Source organism: Pseudomonas allii, from assembly GCF_055380095.1.
Map to the genome: position 1 here is coordinate 4,742,457 of NZ_AP039450.1, position 16,541 is coordinate 4,758,997.

Here is a 16,541-nt window from a genome sequence, read left to right on the forward strand (position 1 = left end):
TCATCAATCCATGAAGCCCTGGAGCTTCAATTCGATGGAACGCGGGTTCTCGCCCTCGGCGATCGACAGGATGCCTTCAAGCAGCATCTCGCGATAACGCGACTGGCGCATGGCAATCGACTTGAGTTTGCTCGCCACCGGCAACAGCACCAGGTTGGCACTGGCCACGCCGTAGATGGTCGCGACAAACGCCACGGCAATCCCGCTGCCCAGTTGCGAAGGGTCGGCGAGGTTGCCCATCACGTGGATCAGGCCCATCACCGCACCGATGATGCCGATGGTCGGCGCGTAGCCGCCCATGCTTTCGTAGACTTTGGCGGCGTTGATGTCGCGGCTTTCCTGGGTGTAGAAATCCACTTCCAGGATGCTGCGGATCGCTTCCGGTTCAGCACCGTCCACCAGCAATTGCAAGCCTTTGCGCGCGTAGCTGTCGGGCTCGGCATCGGCCACGCCTTCCAGGCCCAGCAGGCCTTCCTTGCGCGCGGTGAGGCTCCAGTTGACCACGCGGTCGATGCCACCGGGCAGGTCCACGCGTGGCGGGAAAATGATCCATATCAGAATCTGCATGGCGCGCTTGAACGAGCTCATGGGCGATTGCAACAACGCCGCGCCCACGGTGCCGCCGATCACGATCAGCGCCGCCGGGCCGTTGGCCAGGGCGCCGAGGTGCCCGCCCTCGAGGTAGTTGCCGCCGATGATCGCGACAAACGCCATGATGATGCCGATCAGGCTCAGTACATCCATCAGAGGCAGGCCTCCACCAGATGCTTGCCGATGTCGTCCAGGCTGTAGACGGCGTCGGCCAGGTCCGCCTTGACGATGGCCATGGGCATGCCATAGATCACGCAGCTGGCCTCGTCCTGGGCCCAGATGGCACTGCCGCCCTGCTTGAGCAGGCGCGCACCTTCACGGCCGTCGGCGCCCATGCCGGTGAGCACCACCGCCAGAACTTTGTCACCGTAGGACTTGGCTGCCGAACCGAAGGTGATGTCCACGCACGGCTTGTAGTTGAGGCGTTCGTCGCCCGGCAGGATTTTGATCGCGCCACGGCCGTCGACCATCATCTGCTTGCCACCGGGGGCCAGCAGCGCCAGGCCAGGGCGCAGGATGTCACCATCCTCGGCTTCCTTGACGCTGATGCGGCACAGCTTGTCCAGGCGCTCGGCGAACGCCTTGGTGAACGCCGCCGGCATGTGCTGGATCAACACGATCGGCGCCGGGAAGTTGGCCGGCAATTGGGTCAATACGCGTTGCAGCGCAACCGGGCCACCCGTGGAGGTGCCGATGGCGACCAGCTTGTAGGCCTTGCGCTTGGGTGCGGGCGAATGCGACGCCGCAGGCGCCGTCGTGCGAGCGGGTGCCACTGCAGGCCGTGCCACTGGCGCAGGCGCCGGGCGCGCAAACGACGACGTCGGTGCAGCGGGAGCCGGTGCTGGCGCAGCGGTTGGAGCAGGCGTGCTGAACAAGCTACGACGGTTACTGCGCGAAATGCTGTGCACCTTCTCGCACAGCATCTGCTTGACCTTCTCGGGGTTGCGCGAGATGTCTTCGAAATTCTTCGGCAGGAAGTCCACCGCGCCAGCGTCCAGCGCATCCAGGGTGACCCGGGCGCCTTCGTGCGTCAGCGAGGAAAACATCAGGACCGGGGTCGGGCAGCGTTGCATGATGTGCCGGACTGCCGTGATGCCATCCATCATCGGCATCTCGTAGTCCATGGTGATCACGTCCGGTTTCAACGCAATGGCTTGATCAATCGCCTCTTTGCCGTTGGTGGCCGTGCCGACCACCTGGATCGTTGGATCGGCGGAAAGAATTTCCGAGACGCGGCGGCGGAAGAAACCCGAATCGTCCACCACCAGGACCTTGACTGCCATAAACACTCCGTTAGGCGGGGCGGGCACTACCGCCCTGCCCCACCAGAATCAAATACGCCGAGCGGCGTAACGCTTGAGCATGCTCGGAACATCGAGAATCAGCGCGATCCGACCGTCACCGGTGATGGTCGCACCCGACATGCCCGGGGTTCCCTGCAGCATTTTGCCCAAAGGCTTGATGACCACTTCTTCCTGGCCAACCAGTTGATCGACGACAAAGCCGATGCGCTGGGTGCCCACGGACAGAATCACCACATGGCCTTCGCGCTGTTCTTCATGGGCAGCCGAGGCCACCAGCCAGCGCTTGAGGTAGAACAGGGGCAACGCCTTGTCGCGCACGATCACCACTTCCTGGCCGTCCACCACGTTGGTGCGCGACAGGTCGAGGTGGAAGATCTCGTTGACGTTGACCAGCGGGAAGGCGAACGCCTGGTTGCCCAGCATCACCATCAGGGTCGGCATGATCGCCAGGGTCAACGGCACCTTGATGACGATCTTGGAGCCCTGGCCCTTGGTCGAGTAGATGTTGATCGAGCCGTTGAGCTGGCTGATCTTGGTCTTCACCACGTCCATGCCGACGCCACGGCCGGACACGTCGGAAATCTCGGTCTTGGTCGAGAAACCCGGGGCGAAGATCAGGTTGTAGCACTCGGTGTCGGTCAGGCGGTCGGCGGCGTCCTTGTCCATCACGCCGCGCTTGACCGCGATGTTGCGCAATATGGTCGGGTCCATGCCTTTGCCGTCGTCAGTGATCGACAGCAGGATATGGTCGCCCTCTTGCTCCGCCGCCAGGATCACCTTGCCGCCACGGGACTTGCCCGAGGCTTCGCGTTCTTCCGGGGTTTCCACGCCGTGGTCGACGGCGTTGCGCACCAAGTGGACCAGCGGGTCGGCCAGGGCCTCGACCAGGTTCTTGTCGAGGTCGGTTTCTTCGCCCACCAGTTCCAGGTTGATTTCTTTCTTCAGCTGACGCGCCAGGTCGCGAACCAGGCGCGGGAAACGGCCGAAGACTTTCTTGATCGGCTGCATCCGCGTTTTCATCACGGCGGTCTGCAGGTCGGCGGTGACCACGTCGAGGTTCGACACGGCCTTTTGCATGGCTTCATCGCCACTGCTCAGGCCCAGGCGCACCAGGCGGTTACGCACCAGTACCAGTTCGCCGACCATGTTCATGATGTCGTCCAGGCGCGCGGTATCAACCCGCACGGTGGTTTCGGCTTCACTGGCAGGCTTCTCGGCTGCCGGCGCGGCGGCAGCACGTGCCGGAGCAGGTGCGGCGGCCGGGGCCGGTGCTGGCTTGGCAGCCGGTGCAGGTTTGGCGGCCGGCGCTGGTGCAGCGGCTTTGGCGGCGACCGGCGCAGCGGTCGCCACCGCAGCGGCCGGGGCCACTTCGCTGAACTTGCCCTTGCCGTGCAACTCGTCCAGCAGGGATTCGAACTCGTGATCGGAGATCAGCCCATCGCCCGCAGGAGCGGCGCTGGCAGCAGCCGGTGCCGCAGCCGTGGCGGCGACTTCCGGCAAGGCGTCGGCCGCGAAGGTGCCCTTGCCATGCAGTTGGTCGAGCAATGCCTCGAATTCATCGTCGGTAATGTCGGTGCTGGCGCTGGCCGCCGGTGCATCCGCAGCGGCAGCAGCAGGTGCCACGGCGTCGGCCGCGAACTGGCCTTTGCCATGCAACTGGTCGAGCAGCGATTCGAACTCGGCGTCGGTGATGTCTTCGCTGGTCGGTGCAGCGACCGGCGCAGCCGGTGCCTCCGCCTCGGCCTTGACGGCACTGAGGGAGTTGAGCAGCTGTTCGAACTCGCTGTCGGTCACATCCGGCTCGGCCTCAACCACAGGCTCCGGTGCGGCTTCAACCATCGGTGCGGCCGACGTGTCGGCAGGCTCCGCATAGCGCGCCAGGGCGGCCAGCAGTTCCGGGGTAGCCGCCGTGATCGGGGCACGCTCACGCACCTCGCTGAACATGCCGTTGACCGCATCCAGTGCTTCGAGAATCACGTCCATCAACTCCGAATCAACGTGACGCTCACCCTTGCGCAGGATGTCGAACACGTTCTCGGCGATGTGGCAGCACTCCACCAGCTCATGGAGCTGGAGGAAGCCGGCGCCCCCTTTTACAGTGTGAAAACCGCGAAAAATTGCATTGAGCAGGTTCGCATCATCCGGTCGGCTTTCCAGCTCGACCAGTTGCTCGGACAACTGCTCTAAAATTTCGCCGGCCTCTACAAGGAAATCCTGAAGGATTTCTTCATCGGCGCCGAAGCTCATGTGGGTGCTCCTTAGAAGCCTAAACTGGATAACAGGTCATCGACATCATCTTGACCCGATACAACGTCTTCACGTTTATCGGCATGAATCTGCGGACCTTCACCCTTGGCGAGATGTTTTTGTGGATCTTTTTCCGAGAGGATCGCTTCGCGGTCATGTTCGATGCCGGCGAAACGGTCAACCTGGCCTGCCATAAGCACCAATTTGAGCAAGTTGCTTTCCACTTCGGTGACCAACTGGGTCACACGCTTGATCACCTGACCGGTGAGGTCCTGGTAATCCTGGGCCAGCAGAATGTCGTTGAGGTTGCTGGAAACCGTACGGTTTTCCTGCTCGCTGCGTGACAGAAAACCGTCGACCCGACGCGCCAACTCGCGAAACTCCTCGGCCCCCACTTCCCGGCGCATGAAGCGGCCCCAGTCGTGGCTCAGGGCCTGGGCTTCAGTGGCCATGCCGTTGACCAGGGGCGTGGCGTTTTCCACCAGGTCCATGGTGCGGTTGGCCGCCGCCTCAGTCAGCCTGACCACATAGGACAGGCGTTCGGTGGCATCGGTGATTTGCGAGATTTCTTCGGCCTGGGGCATGTGCGGGTCAATCTGGAAATTGACGATCGCACTGTGCAGCTCGCGTGTGAGCTTGCCCACTTCCTGATACAGGCCGCGGTCACGGGTCTGGTTGAGCTCATGGATTAACTGCACCGCGTCGCCGAACTGGCCTCTTTCAAGGCTGTCGACCAACTGGTGAGCATGCTTTTTCAGGGTCGACTCGAAGTCTCCCTGTGACGTTTCTTTATGCTCCATAGCTCCCCCGCGATGGCATTAGCCGTGGATGCGTTCGAAGATTTTTTCGATCTTCTCTTTCAAGGCCAATGCCGTGAATGGCTTGACCACGTAACCGTTGACCCCGGCCTGGGCGGCTTCGATGATCTGCTCACGCTTGGCTTCGGCGGTGACCATCAGCACAGGCAGGCTGCGCAGCTTTTCGTCAGCGCGCACGTGGCGCAGCAAGTCGATACCGGTCATGCCCGGCATGTTCCAGTCTGTTACCAGAAAGTCGATGCTCCCGCTGTTGAGGATCGGAATGGCCGTAATGCCGTCATCCGCCTCGACCGTGTTTGTGAACCCAAGGTCACGCAACAGGTTTTTTATGATCCGCCGCATCGTTGAGAAGTCATCAACGATGAGGATTTTCATGTTCTTGTCCAATTCGACCTCCAAGCAGTCTTAAACGCGCCCAGCACCTGGACGCGCCATTTCAATCAACAGGCATTACACAAAAAGGACTGCCGGGGGCACCACGGGTCGAACCCGCGAAGGCCGGTTGCCCTCGCGGTATCGTCTGCAGTGTCCCCACACTGCCTGTTCAGCGCGCTCGCCACTCTCCCAAACGCCCCCGCAAGCGGGCTGCGCACTGGCTGTGCAACTGGCTGACCCGCGATTCGCTGACACCCAGGACCTCACCGATTTCCTTGAGGTTCAGCTCTTCGTCGTAGTACAGCGCCAACACCAGCCGCTCACGCTCCGGCAAATTGGCAATCGCGTCCGCCAACGCTCCCTGGAAACGCTCATCTTCCAGGTCACGCGATGGCTCCATATGAGCACTCGCGCCGTCCTCGTGCAGCCCTTCATGTTCGCCGTCCTGCAACAGGTCGTCGAAACTGAACAGGCGGCTGCCCAAGGTATCGTTCAAAATCCCGTAGTAATCGTCGAGACTCAATTGGAGTTCGGCCGCAACTTCGTGATCTTTAGCGTCGCGACCGGTTTTTGCTTCAATTGCGCGAATTGCGTCACTGACCATGCGTGTGTTGCGGTGTACCGAACGCGGCGCCCAGTCACCTTTGCGCACTTCATCGAGCATCGCGCCACGGATGCGGATGCCCGCATACGTCTCGAAACTCGCCCCCTTGCTCGCGTCGTATTTGGTCGACACTTCGAGCAGACCGATCATACCCGCCTGGATCAGGTCTTCGACCTGCACGCTGGCGGGCAGGCGTGCCAGCAGGTGATAGGCAATGCGCTTGACCAGGGGCGCGTAGCGCTCGATCAATTCACCCTGGCTGTCACGGGCAGATTTCTTATACGCGTTGTAGCCGGTCGCTGTCATAGCACGGGTCCTGCGCTCGTCTGGTGCACCAATCGCTCGACGAAAAACTCCAGATGCCCCCGGGGGTTGGCGGGCAACGGCCAGGTATCGACCTTCTGGGCAATAGCCTTGAACGCCAGTGCACACTTGGAACGAGGGAATGCTTCGTAGACTGCACGCTGCTTTTGCACAGCCTTGCGCACACACTCGTCGTAGGGAACTGCGCCGACGTATTGTAAGGCGACATCGAGGAAACGATCCGTGACCTTGGTCAACTTGGCGAACAGGTTGCGCCCTTCCTGCGGGCTCTGGGCCATGTTGGCCAGCACGCGGAAGCGGTTCATGCCGTAGTCACGGTTAAGCAGTTTGATCAGGGCGTAGGCGTCGGTGATCGAGGTGGGTTCATCGCAGACCACCAGCAACACTTCCTGCGCAGCGCGCACAAAGCTGACCACGGACTCGCCGATCCCGGCGGCGGTGTCGATCACCAGCACGTCGAGGTTGTCGCCGATGTCACTGAACGCCTGGATCAGCCCGGCATGCTGCGCCGGACTCAGGTGCACCATGCTCTGGGTGCCGGAGGCGGCCGGGACGATGCGGATGCCACCAGGCCCCTGCAGCAGCACATCGCGCAGCTCACAGCGGCCCTCGATCACATCGGCAAGGGTATGTTTGGGCGTCAGCCCCAGCAGAACGTCGACGTTCGCCAACCCCAGGTCAGCATCCAGCAGCATGACGCGACGGCCAAGCTCTGCCAGGGCCAGGGACAAATTCACTGACACGTTAGTTTTCCCGACGCCACCTTTGCCGCCGGTCACCGCGATCACCTGTACGGGATGCATGCTGCCCATTTTATTTCTTTACCTTGTCTTGCTTAGACGCAGGCTACATGGCTTGGCCGCGTGAATCGCTTGCAGACCATCGATGTAGATACATTTCACGGTGTTCATACCGTCCTCAACCTACCCGCTTCGCCGGGTTGTGGTAGAGGTCGGCGAACATATCGGCCATCGCTTCCTCGCTAGGCTCGTCTTGCATTTGCACGCTGACTGCACGGCTGACCAACTGATGACGGCGCGGCAGATGCAGATCATCCGGAATCCGCGGCCCGTCGGTCAGGTAGGCGACCGGCAACTCATGACTGATGGCCAGGCTCAACACCTCGCCCAGGCTCGCGGTTTCGTCGAGCTTGGTGAGGATGCAACCGGCCAGGCCGCAGCGCTTGTAACTATGATACGCAGCGGTAAGAACCTGTTTCTGGCTGGTGGTTGCAAGCACCAGGTAATTTTTCGATTTGATGCCACGCCCGGCCAGGCTTTCCAACTGCATGCGCAAGGCCGGGTCGCTGGCTTGCAGGCCGGCGGTGTCGATCAGCACCACGCGCTTGCGCAGCAGCGGGTCGAGGGCATTGGCCAGGGACTGGCCCGGGTCGACATGGGTCACCGACACATTGAGAATGCGGCCCAGGGTCTTGAGCTGTTCCTGGGCACCGATACGGTAGCTGTCCATGCTCACCAGCGCGATATTCTGCGCGCCGTACTTGAGCACGTAACGCGCCGCCAGCTTGGCCAGGGTGGTGGTTTTGCCCATGCCGGCGGGGCCGACCATGGCGATCACACCGCCCTCTTCCAGGGGTTCGATCTCCGGGGTGACGATCATCCGCGCCAGATGGGCCAGCAACATGCGCCAGGCCTGGCGAGGCTCTTCGATTTCGGTGGTCAGGGCCAGCAGGTCGCGGGACAACGGGCCGGACAGGCCGATGCGTTGCAGGCGTCGCCACAGATTGGCCTGTTGCGGCTTGCTGCCTTGCAACTGGTTCCAGGCCAGCGAGCCCAACTGCACTTCGAGCAGCTCACGCAAACCGTTGAGTTCAAAGCGCATTGAATCGAACACCCGCTGGTCAACCGCCGCTGCCGGGGCTGGCGCAGCAGGACGCGGCGGCTCTTTGAAGGTCGGCTCCACCAGCGGCTCGGCAGCGGTCAACGGCAGGCCGGCGAACAACTGGCGATTGGTGCTGGCATCGCTGTCGCCACGCATGCTCAGTTCGGCCTGGGCCGAAACAATGCGCGAAGCGGTCTTGCGCAGCTCGTCTTCGAGCTCCATGTTCGGTACGCGCGGCGCCAGGGCCGAAGGTGTGTAATCCAGGGCAGCCGTCAGCTCGACACCGCCGGCAATACGACGGTTTCCGATAATCGCGGCGTCGGCGCCCAGCTCATCACGAACCAGTTTCATGGCCTGACGCATATCGGCGGCGAAAAAACGCTTCACTTGCATAACCCACTACCCTCAGCCGTTGGGCCCTACTGTCGCGACGATAGTCACTTGCTTGTTGTCAGGAATTTCCTGATAAGCCAAAACGTGCAAATTCGGTACTGCCAGGCGTCCAAACCGCGACAACATCGCTCGGACCGGGCCTGCCACCAGCAGGATCACCGGTTGGCCTTGCATTTCCTGGCGCTGCGCGGCGTCGATCAACGAACGCTGCAGCTTCTCAGCCATGCTTGGCTCCAGCAGAACGCCCTCTTCCTGGCCTTGTCCTGCCTTCTGAATACTATTGAGCAATATTTGTTCCAACCTGGGTTCCAAGGTGATCACAGGCAGCTCGGAGTCAAGCCCTACAATGCTTTGCACGATTGCGCGCGACAATCCGACGCGCACCGCGGCCACCAGGGCGGCAGTATCTTGACTCTTGGCGGCATTGTTGGCGATAGCCTCGGCAATGCTGCGAATGTCGCGTACCGGCACCTGTTCGGCCAGCAGCGCCTGCAACACCTTGAGCAGCTGCGACAGCGACAGGATGCCCGGCACCAGCTCTTCGGCGAGTTTTGGCGAGGCTTTGCCAAGCAACCCCATCAATTGCTGGACTTCTTCGTGGCCGATCAGCTCATGGGAGTGCTTGTAGAGGATCTGGTTGAGGTGGGTGGCGACCACGGTGCTGGCGTCCACCACCGTGTAACCCAGGGACTGCGCCTGGCTGCGCTGGCTGATTTCGATCCACACCGCGTCCAGGCCAAAAGCCGGATCTTTGGCGGTAATGCCGTTGAGACTGCCGAACACCTGCCCCGGGTTGATCGCGAGTTCGCGGTCCGGGTAGATCTCGGCTTCGGCCAGGATCACGCCCATCAGGGTCAGGCGGTAGGCGCTGGGCGCCAGGTCCAGGTTGTCGCGGATATGCACGGTGGGCATCAGGAAGCCCAGGTCCTGGGACAGCTTCTTGCGCACGCCCTTGATCCGCGCGAGCAGCTGGCCGCCCTGGTTGCGGTCCACCAGCGGGATGAGGCGGTAGCCCACTTCCAGGCCGATCATGTCGATCGGGGTCACGTCATCCCAGCCCAGCTCCTTGGTTTCCTGGGCGCGGGCCGGGGATGGCAGCAGTTCCTGCTGGCGTGCAATCTCCTGCTGGGCCTGGACCTTGACCGCATTCTGCTTTTTCCAGAACAGGTAGGCAGCACCCGCCGCCATGGCCGCCATGCTCAGGAACGATACGTGGGGCATGCCCGGCACGATGCCCATGATCGCCATGATGCCCGCCGCCACGGCCAGGGCCTTGGGCGAGGCAAACATCTGCCGGCTGATCTGCTTGCCCATGTCCTCGGAGCCCGACGCACGAGTCACCATGATCGCCGCTGCTGTGGATAACAACAGTGATGGCAATTGCGCCACTAAACCGTCACCGATGGTCAGCAAGGCGTACACCTTGCCCGCATCGCCGAAGGTCATGCCGTGCTGGAAGATACCGACGGCCATGCCGCCGATGAGGTTGATGAACAGGATCAGCAGGCCGGCAATGGCGTCACCGCGCACGAATTTGCTGGCACCGTCCATGGAACCGTAGAACTCGGCTTCCTGGGCCACTTCCAAGCGGCGAGTCTTGGCCTGGTTCTGGTCGATCAGGCCGGCGTTGAGGTCGGCGTCGATGGCCATTTGTTTGCCGGGCATGGCGTCAAGGGTAAACCGTGCGCTCACCTCGGAAATCCGCCCGGCGCCCTTGGTCACCACCACGAAGTTGATGATCATCAGGATCGCGAACACCACGATACCGACCACGTAGTTACCGCCAATCACCACCTCGCCGAAGGCCTGGATCACCTTACCGGCGGCGGCATGGCCGTCCTGACCGTGGAGCATCACCACGCGGGTGGACGCCACGTTCAGCGCCAGGCGCAGCAAGGTGGCCACCAGCAGGATGGTCGGGAATACCGCAAAATCCAGCGGCCGCAGGGCATACACGCAGACCAGCAGCACCACGACGGACAGGGCAATGTTGAAGGTAAAGAACACGTCGAGCAGGAACGGCGGCATCGGCAACATCATCATTGCCAGCATCACCAGCAACAACAACGGCACACCCAGATTGCCCCGCGAGAGGTCAGTCAGGGTGCTGCGCGCCGTGCCGAGCATTTGAGAGCGATCCACCAGTATTCCTCGTGTCCTTTGAAGCAAAGTTTTGACGCAGTTGGGCGTCCTGAAGGCGGTATTGCAAGAAGCCTTCCAACTTTTGCTTAAGAGGAATACCGGTGAAGATTTCTATTACCTAAGCGCGTCTGATACGCGTAACTTGGCCGTCATGAACGTCAAAGTACACTCTCTCCCCCGGTCTTAGATCCGTCAGCCCAGCATCTATGAGTGTTTGTTTATATACAGTCAGATCGCCCCCTCCTTCATCGGGGGTGATAACGGCATAGAGTTGATTTGTGTCAGATACACTAACGGTTCCTGATGCCATGATGGCTCTCCTTTAATCATTCACGTCACCGCACCCCTTGTGCAGCAACACCCCTTTATCTAAGCGTACGAACAACCAGAAGATCTACTGTCATAATTGACAGGTTTACGATGTTTTTTTGAAAAATGACAGAAGCGTTCACACCACCACTCGTACGTTCACCGCCTGTGGGCCTTTTTCCCCCTGCTCCACATCGAACGCCACCTTGTTTTCTTCTCCAAGGGTCTTGTATCCGTCGCTCTGAATTTTCGAATAATGAACGAATACGTCGGGGCTGCCATCGTCCGGCTTGATAAACCCAAACCCCTTTTCCGCGTTAAACCACTTCACCGTGCCTGTTGCCATGACCGTTCTCCTGACATCTCACTTGAGGACTTGCTGGATGACTCTGACATCACACGCAAAGACACCGTCAGGTCGATGGATCTTCTGAAACGCCACCTGCACACCCACTGCAAGCCGGACGCCCCACGAACCAATGAGATCCACCGGAACGGCCTCGCCGCCCACGACAATCAAACCCTTTCCAGTTGCCTGGTCATAGGATGTGACGATGCCTCTGATAACCCGATTCAAAACCACTCTCCCTGCATCTCGTTTACAGCCTGCGCGCAGTACTTAGGGCAATAGAACCGCGAGCAACGCTGCCTGGCTACTGTGAAGTTTGACAGGTAGACGCCAGTTATCGACGAGTGGTAGGGAGGGCGACCCGGTGTCAGGAATCGCGGCGCAGGTCCGGCGGAATCGGCAGATCCTTGAGCGGATCGGGCCGCTTGCCCTTGCCCGCGCGGTACTGGCGAATCTGATAGACATACGCCAGCACCTGGGCCACGGCCAGGTACAGCCCGGCGGGGATTTCCTGGTCGAGGTCGGTGGAATAGAAGATCGACCGCGCCAGCTCCGGCGATTCCAGCAGCAGGATGTCGTTGGCCACCGCAATTTCGCGGATCTTCAAGGCGGTAAAGTCGCTGCCCTTGGCCAGCAGCATCGGCGCGCCGCCTTTCTCCGGGTCGTACTTGAGGGCCACGGCGTAGTGGGTCGGGTTGGTGATAACCACATCGGCGTCGGGCACCGAGGCCATCATCTTGCGCTGGGACATCTCGCGCTGCAGTTGGCGAATACGCTGCTTGACCTCGGGGCGCCCCTCTTGGTCCTTGTGCTCGTCGCGCACTTCCTGCTTGGTCATCAGCAATTTCTTGTGGCTTTCCCACAGCTGGATCGGCGCATCCACTGCCGCGATGATGATCAACCCGGCCGCCATCCACAGTGCGCTCCAGCCCACCACCTGCACGCTGTGGATGATCGCCGACTCCAGCGGTTCATGGGCGATGCGCAGCAGGTCGTCGATGTCGGACGACAACACCATCAACGCCACGAACAGGATCAGGATGAACTTGGCCAACGCCTTGAGCAGCTCCACCAGGGCCTTGGTGGAGAACATGCGCTTGAGCCCGGCGCCAGGGTTCATGCGGCTGAACTTGGGCGCCATGCTACTGGCGGCGAACAGCCAGCCGCCGAGGGCGACCGGGCCGATCAGTGCGGCAAGCAGCAAGGTGATCAGGATCGGCTGCACCGCCAGGATCGCGATCTTGCCCGAGTGCAGCAGGTACTGGCCCATGGCATCAGGATTGAGCAGCACCTCGCGAGGCAAAGCGAAGTTGTGTTTCATCAACTCCATCAGGTCCAGCGCCAGGCCGCCGCCGTAGATCAGCAACGCGCCGGCGCCGGCCATCATGGTGGCGACGGTATTGAGCTCCTTGGAGCGGGCAATCTCGCCCTTTTCCCTGGAGTCCTTTTTACGTTTCTCCGTGGGGTCTTCTGTTTTGTCCTGACCACTCTCGCTCTCGGCCATGACTCAGCGCGCCCGTGCCAGATCACGTAAGAACTGCAGGGCGTCGGTCGCCAGCGGTTGATACTGATTGAGAATGTCGGCCAGGCCGATCCAGAAAATCCCCATGCCCAACACCAGGGTCAACGGGAAACCAATCGAGAAAATGTTCAGCTGCGGCGCCGCACGGGTCATCACGCCAAACGCGATGTTCACCACCAGCAACGCGGTGATCGCCGGCAGCACCAGCAACAGCGAAGCGCCCAACACCCAGCCGAGCCGCCCGACGATCTCCCAGAAGTGATTGACCACCAGCCCCGAACCCACCGGCAAGGTGGTGAAGCTTTCGGTCATCACCTCGAACGCCACCAGATGGCCGTTCATGGCCAGGAACAGCAAGGTCACCAGCATGGTCAGGAATTGCCCGATCACCGCCGCCGACACACCGTTGGTAGGGTCGACCATGGAGGCGAAGCCCATGCCCATCTGGATCGAGATGATTTGCCCGGCGATCACAAAGGCCTGGAAAAACAGCGTGAGGGAAAATCCCATCAGCGCGCCGATCAGGATCTGCTCGGCAATCAACAGCAGCGCACTGAGGTCGATGGCGTTGACTGGCGGCATCGGCGGCAACCCGGGCACGATCACCACGGTAATCGCCACCGCAAAGTACAGGCGTACGCGGCGCGGTACGAGTGTGGTGCCGAACACCGGCATGGCCATGAGCATGGCCGTCACTCGGAACAACGGCAGGATGAAGGACGCCACCCAAGTGCTGATCTGGGTGTCGGTCAACGCCAGCAAGGACTGCATCGGGTCAGCCGATCAACTGCGGAATACTGCCGTACAACTGCAGGATGTATTCCATGAAGGTCTGCACCAGCCACGGGCCGGCGACGATCAGGGTGACCAGCATCACCAGCAGGCGCGGCAGGAAGCTCAAGGTCTGTTCGTTGATCTGGGTCGCCGCCTGGAACATCGCCACCAGCAGGCCCACCAACAGGCTCGGCACCACCAGCACGGCGACCATCATGGTGGTCAGCCACAGCGCTTCACGGAACAGGTCGACGGCTACTTCTGGCGTCATCGCGCTATACCCCGCCGAAACTGCCGGCCAGGGTGCCGATAATCAGCGCCCAGCCGTCCACCAGCACAAACAGCATGATCTTGAACGGCAGCGAGATGATCAGTGGCGACAGCATCATCATCCCCATGGCCATCAGCACGCTCGCCACCACCAGGTCGATGATCAGGAACGGGATAAAGATCATGAAGCCGATCTGGAACGCGGTCTTCAACTCGGACGTGACGAACGCCGGCACCAGGATGGTCAACGGCGCCTGGTCCGGGGTGGCGATGTCGGTGCGCTTGGACAAGCGCATGAACAGCTCAAGGTCGCTGGAGCGGGTCTGCGACAGCATGAAATCCTTGATCGGGCCTTGGGCCTTGTCGATCGCGTCCTGGGCGGTCATTTTCTCCGCCAGGTAAGGCTGCAGGGCTTGCTGGTTCACCTTGTCGAACACCGGCGCCATGATGAACAGCGTCAGGAACAAGGCCATGCCGGTGAGGATCTGGTTCGACGGCGTCTGCTGCAGGCCCAGGGCCTGGCGCAGGATCGAGAACACGATGATGATCCGCGTGAAGCTGGTCATCAGCATGACGAACGCCGGGATAAAGCTCAGCGCGGTCATGATCAGCAGGATCTGCAGGCTGACCGAATACTCCTGCGCGCCCGCCGCGTTGGTCCCCAGCGTAATGGCCGGGATCGACAACGGATCGGCGCCGAACGCCAATGGCGCGGCCAGCAACAGCATGAGCGTCAATAAAACGCGCATTACTTCTTATCCTTCTGATCCTTGCCCAGCAACTCCATCAGGCGCTGGGCGAATTCTGGCGTGGCGGACTGGCTCTGATCCACGTTCACCGGGGTCTTGAGCACGTGCAACGGGGCGATGCGGCCAGGGGTGATACCCAGCAGGATCTGCTCTTCACCCACCTGCACCAGCACCAGCCGATCCCGCGGGCCGAGGGCGCGCGAACCGATCATCTCGATCACCTGGCCGTTGCCCGGACCTACGCGCTGCACGCGGCGCATCAGCCAGGCCAGCACGAAAATCAGCCCGACCACCAGCAACAGGCCCAGCACCAACTGGGTCAATTGCCCGCCGATGCCGCTGCTCACCACCGGTGCGGCTACCGCCGTCGCTTGCGCGGCCGGCTCAGCCGCGAGGGCGCTCAATGGCAGCGCCAGAAACAGTCCCGCCATCGAATACTTCATATCAGCGCAACTTCTTGATGCGTTCGCTCGGGCTGATCACGTCGGTCAGGCGGATGCCGAACTTTTCGTTGACCACCACCACTTCGCCGTGGGCGATCAGGGTGCCGTTGACCAGCACATCCAGCGGCTCGCCGGCCAGGCGGTCAAGCTCGATCACCGAACCCTGGTTGAGTTGCAGCAGGTTGCGGATGTTGATTTCGGTGCTGCCGACTTCCATGGAAATCGACACCGGAATATCGAGGATCACATCCAGGTTCGGGCCATCGAGGGACACCGGCTCGTTGTTTTTCGGCACGCTGCCGAACTCTTCCATGGGCAGGCGGTTGCCGGCCGGTGCGGTGGCGGCGTCAGCGGCCAGCAGCGCATCGATATCGTCCTGGCCAGCATCGCCGGTCTCTTCCAGGGCTGCCGCCCATTCGTCAGCCAGGGCCTGGTCTTCGGCGGAAGTGTTTTCGTGTTCGGTAGCCATTACATGTCCTCGGCGGAGCAAACATTCATAAATAGGGGGTGAATCAGCGGCGGTTGATCGGCTCGACCACCTGCAGCGCCAGGTTGCCCTTGTGGGAACCGAGCTTGACCTTGAATGACGGCACGCCGTTGGCGCGCATGATCATTTCATCCGGCAGTTCGACCGGGATAATGTCCCCCGGCTGCATATGCAAAATATCGCGCAGGCGCAATTGGCGACGGGCCACGGTGGCACTCAGCGGCACGTCGACATCCAGCAAATCTTCGCGCAGGGCCTTGACCCAGCGTTCGTCCTGGTCGTCCAGGTCGGATTGGAAACCGGCGTCGAGCATTTCGCGCACCGGCTCGATCATCGAGTACGGCATGGTCACGTGCAGGTCGCCGCCACCGCCATCGAGTTCGATGTGGAAGGTCGACACCACAATGGCTTCGCTGGGGCCGACGATGTTGGCCATGGCCGGGTTCACTTCGGAGTTGATGTATTCGAAGTTGACTTCCATGATCGCCTGCCAGGCTTCCTTCAAGTCAATGAAGGCTTGCTCCAGCACCATGCGCACCACCCGCAACTCGGTGGGGGTGAACTCCCGGCCTTCGATCTTGGCGTGGCGGCCGTCACCGCCGAAGAAGTTGTCCACCAGCTTGAACACCAGCTTGGCGTCGAGGATGAACAGCGCGGTGCCGCGCAGTGGCTTGATCTTGACCAGGTTGAGGCTGGTGGGCACGTACAGCGAGTGCACGTATTCGCCGAACTTCATCACCTGCACGCCGCCCACCGCCACGTCCGCCGAACGACGCAGCATGTTGAACATGCTGATGCGGGTGTAACGGGCGAAACGTTCGTTGATCATCTCCAGGGTCGGCATGCGTCCGCGGACGATACGATCCTGGCTGGTAAGGTCATAACTTTTGACGCTGCCGGGCTCGGCAGCCATTTCGGTCTGTACCAGACCATCGTCGACGCCATGCAACAGCGCATCGATTTCATCCTGGGACAGCAGGTCTTGCACGGCCATGTCG

The 16,541-nt window shown here is 61.3% G+C and carries 18 protein-coding genes; all 18 read right to left on the reverse strand.

The genetic code is table 11. The annotated features are described in order from the left end of the window. Positions 1-3: 3 nt before the first annotated feature. The 18 genes from ACZ445_RS21595 to fliM all read right to left on the reverse strand — a co-directional run bounded on the left by ACZ445_RS21595 (position 4) and on the right by fliM (position 16,537). Complete coding sequence (locus ACZ445_RS21595) at positions 4-744, reverse strand: flagellar motor protein (protein WP_033900785.1); 741 nt, start codon at positions 742-744, stop codon at positions 4-6. Continuing rightward, on the reverse strand, positions 744-1,874 hold the full coding sequence (locus ACZ445_RS21600; protein ID WP_058427223.1) for a protein-glutamate methylesterase/protein-glutamine glutaminase: 1,131 nt from the start codon (positions 1,872-1,874) through the stop codon (positions 744-746). The genes ACZ445_RS21595 and ACZ445_RS21600 overlap by 1 nt, the downstream gene beginning before the upstream one ends. A 48-nt stretch (positions 1,875-1,922) precedes the next feature. Continuing rightward, the gene (locus ACZ445_RS21605; protein WP_058427224.1) at positions 1,923-4,142 is read right to left on the reverse strand and encodes a chemotaxis protein CheA; all 2,220 of its coding nucleotides are present in this window, start codon (positions 4,140-4,142) and stop codon (positions 1,923-1,925) included. Between the two features lie 11 nt (positions 4,143-4,153). After that, positions 4,154-4,942, reverse strand: coding sequence for a protein phosphatase CheZ (locus ACZ445_RS21610; RefSeq protein ID WP_058427225.1), 789 nt, complete (start codon positions 4,940-4,942; stop codon positions 4,154-4,156). An 18-nt stretch (positions 4,943-4,960) separates the two neighbouring features. Next, positions 4,961-5,335 (reverse strand): chemotaxis response regulator CheY, encoded by a 375-nt coding sequence (locus ACZ445_RS21615; protein WP_015885173.1) that lies wholly within the window; start codon positions 5,333-5,335, stop codon positions 4,961-4,963. Positions 5,336-5,504: 169 nt separating this feature from the next. Then, a complete protein-coding gene (fliA, locus tag ACZ445_RS21620) occupies positions 5,505-6,245 on the reverse strand; it encodes an RNA polymerase sigma factor FliA (RefSeq protein ID WP_016976604.1) in 741 nt (246 codons plus the stop codon). Beyond that, a complete protein-coding gene (gene fleN / locus ACZ445_RS21625; protein ID WP_003192912.1) occupies positions 6,242-7,075 on the reverse strand; it encodes a flagellar synthesis regulator FleN in 834 nt (277 codons plus the stop codon). The genes fliA and fleN overlap by 4 nt, the downstream gene beginning before the upstream one ends. Positions 7,076-7,181: 106 nt before the next feature. Continuing rightward, complete coding sequence (gene flhF / locus ACZ445_RS21630) at positions 7,182-8,498, reverse strand: flagellar biosynthesis protein FlhF (protein WP_058427226.1); 1,317 nt, start codon at positions 8,496-8,498, stop codon at positions 7,182-7,184. Positions 8,499-8,510: 12 nt separating this feature from the next. Next, positions 8,511-10,625: a flagellar biosynthesis protein FlhA gene (gene flhA / locus ACZ445_RS21635; protein ID WP_205347727.1), complete on the reverse strand. Its 2,115-nt coding sequence runs from the start codon at positions 10,623-10,625 to the stop codon at positions 8,511-8,513. A 463-nt stretch (positions 10,626-11,088) separates the two neighbouring features. After that, positions 11,089-11,295, reverse strand: coding sequence for a cold-shock protein (locus tag ACZ445_RS21640; RefSeq protein ID WP_179028673.1), 207 nt, complete (start codon positions 11,293-11,295; stop codon positions 11,089-11,091). 18 nt (positions 11,296-11,313) lie between these two features. Continuing rightward, positions 11,314-11,526, reverse strand: coding sequence for a cold-shock protein (locus ACZ445_RS21645; RefSeq protein WP_464704278.1), 213 nt, complete (start codon positions 11,524-11,526; stop codon positions 11,314-11,316). Between the two features lie 139 nt (positions 11,527-11,665). After that, the gene (gene flhB, locus ACZ445_RS21650; protein WP_058427229.1) at positions 11,666-12,802 is read right to left on the reverse strand and encodes a flagellar biosynthesis protein FlhB; all 1,137 of its coding nucleotides are present in this window, start codon (positions 12,800-12,802) and stop codon (positions 11,666-11,668) included. Positions 12,803-12,805: 3 nt separating this feature from the next. Further along, positions 12,806-13,591 (reverse strand): flagellar biosynthetic protein FliR, encoded by a 786-nt coding sequence (gene fliR, locus ACZ445_RS21655; RefSeq protein WP_058427230.1) that lies wholly within the window; start codon positions 13,589-13,591, stop codon positions 12,806-12,808. Positions 13,592-13,595: 4 nt separating this feature from the next. Next, the gene (gene fliQ, locus ACZ445_RS21660) at positions 13,596-13,865 is read right to left on the reverse strand and encodes a flagellar biosynthesis protein FliQ (RefSeq protein WP_003175300.1); all 270 of its coding nucleotides are present in this window, start codon (positions 13,863-13,865) and stop codon (positions 13,596-13,598) included. A 4-nt stretch (positions 13,866-13,869) separates the two neighbouring features. Then, entirely contained in the window at positions 13,870-14,613 is a 744-nt protein-coding gene (fliP, locus tag ACZ445_RS21665; RefSeq protein ID WP_016976565.1) for a flagellar type III secretion system pore protein FliP, read from the reverse strand. Next, complete coding sequence (gene fliO, locus ACZ445_RS21670) at positions 14,613-15,056, reverse strand: flagellar biosynthetic protein FliO (protein ID WP_464707545.1); 444 nt, start codon at positions 15,054-15,056, stop codon at positions 14,613-14,615. The genes fliP and fliO overlap by 1 nt, the downstream gene beginning before the upstream one ends. A 1-nt stretch (position 15,057) precedes the next feature. Then, positions 15,058-15,525 (reverse strand): flagellar motor switch protein FliN, encoded by a 468-nt coding sequence (fliN, locus tag ACZ445_RS21675; RefSeq protein WP_179028671.1) that lies wholly within the window; start codon positions 15,523-15,525, stop codon positions 15,058-15,060. A 43-nt stretch (positions 15,526-15,568) separates the two neighbouring features. Further along, positions 15,569-16,537, reverse strand: a complete 969-nt coding sequence (gene fliM / locus ACZ445_RS21680; RefSeq protein WP_027603859.1) for a flagellar motor switch protein FliM — start codon at positions 16,535-16,537, stop codon at positions 15,569-15,571. Positions 16,538-16,541 lie beyond the last annotated feature (4 nt).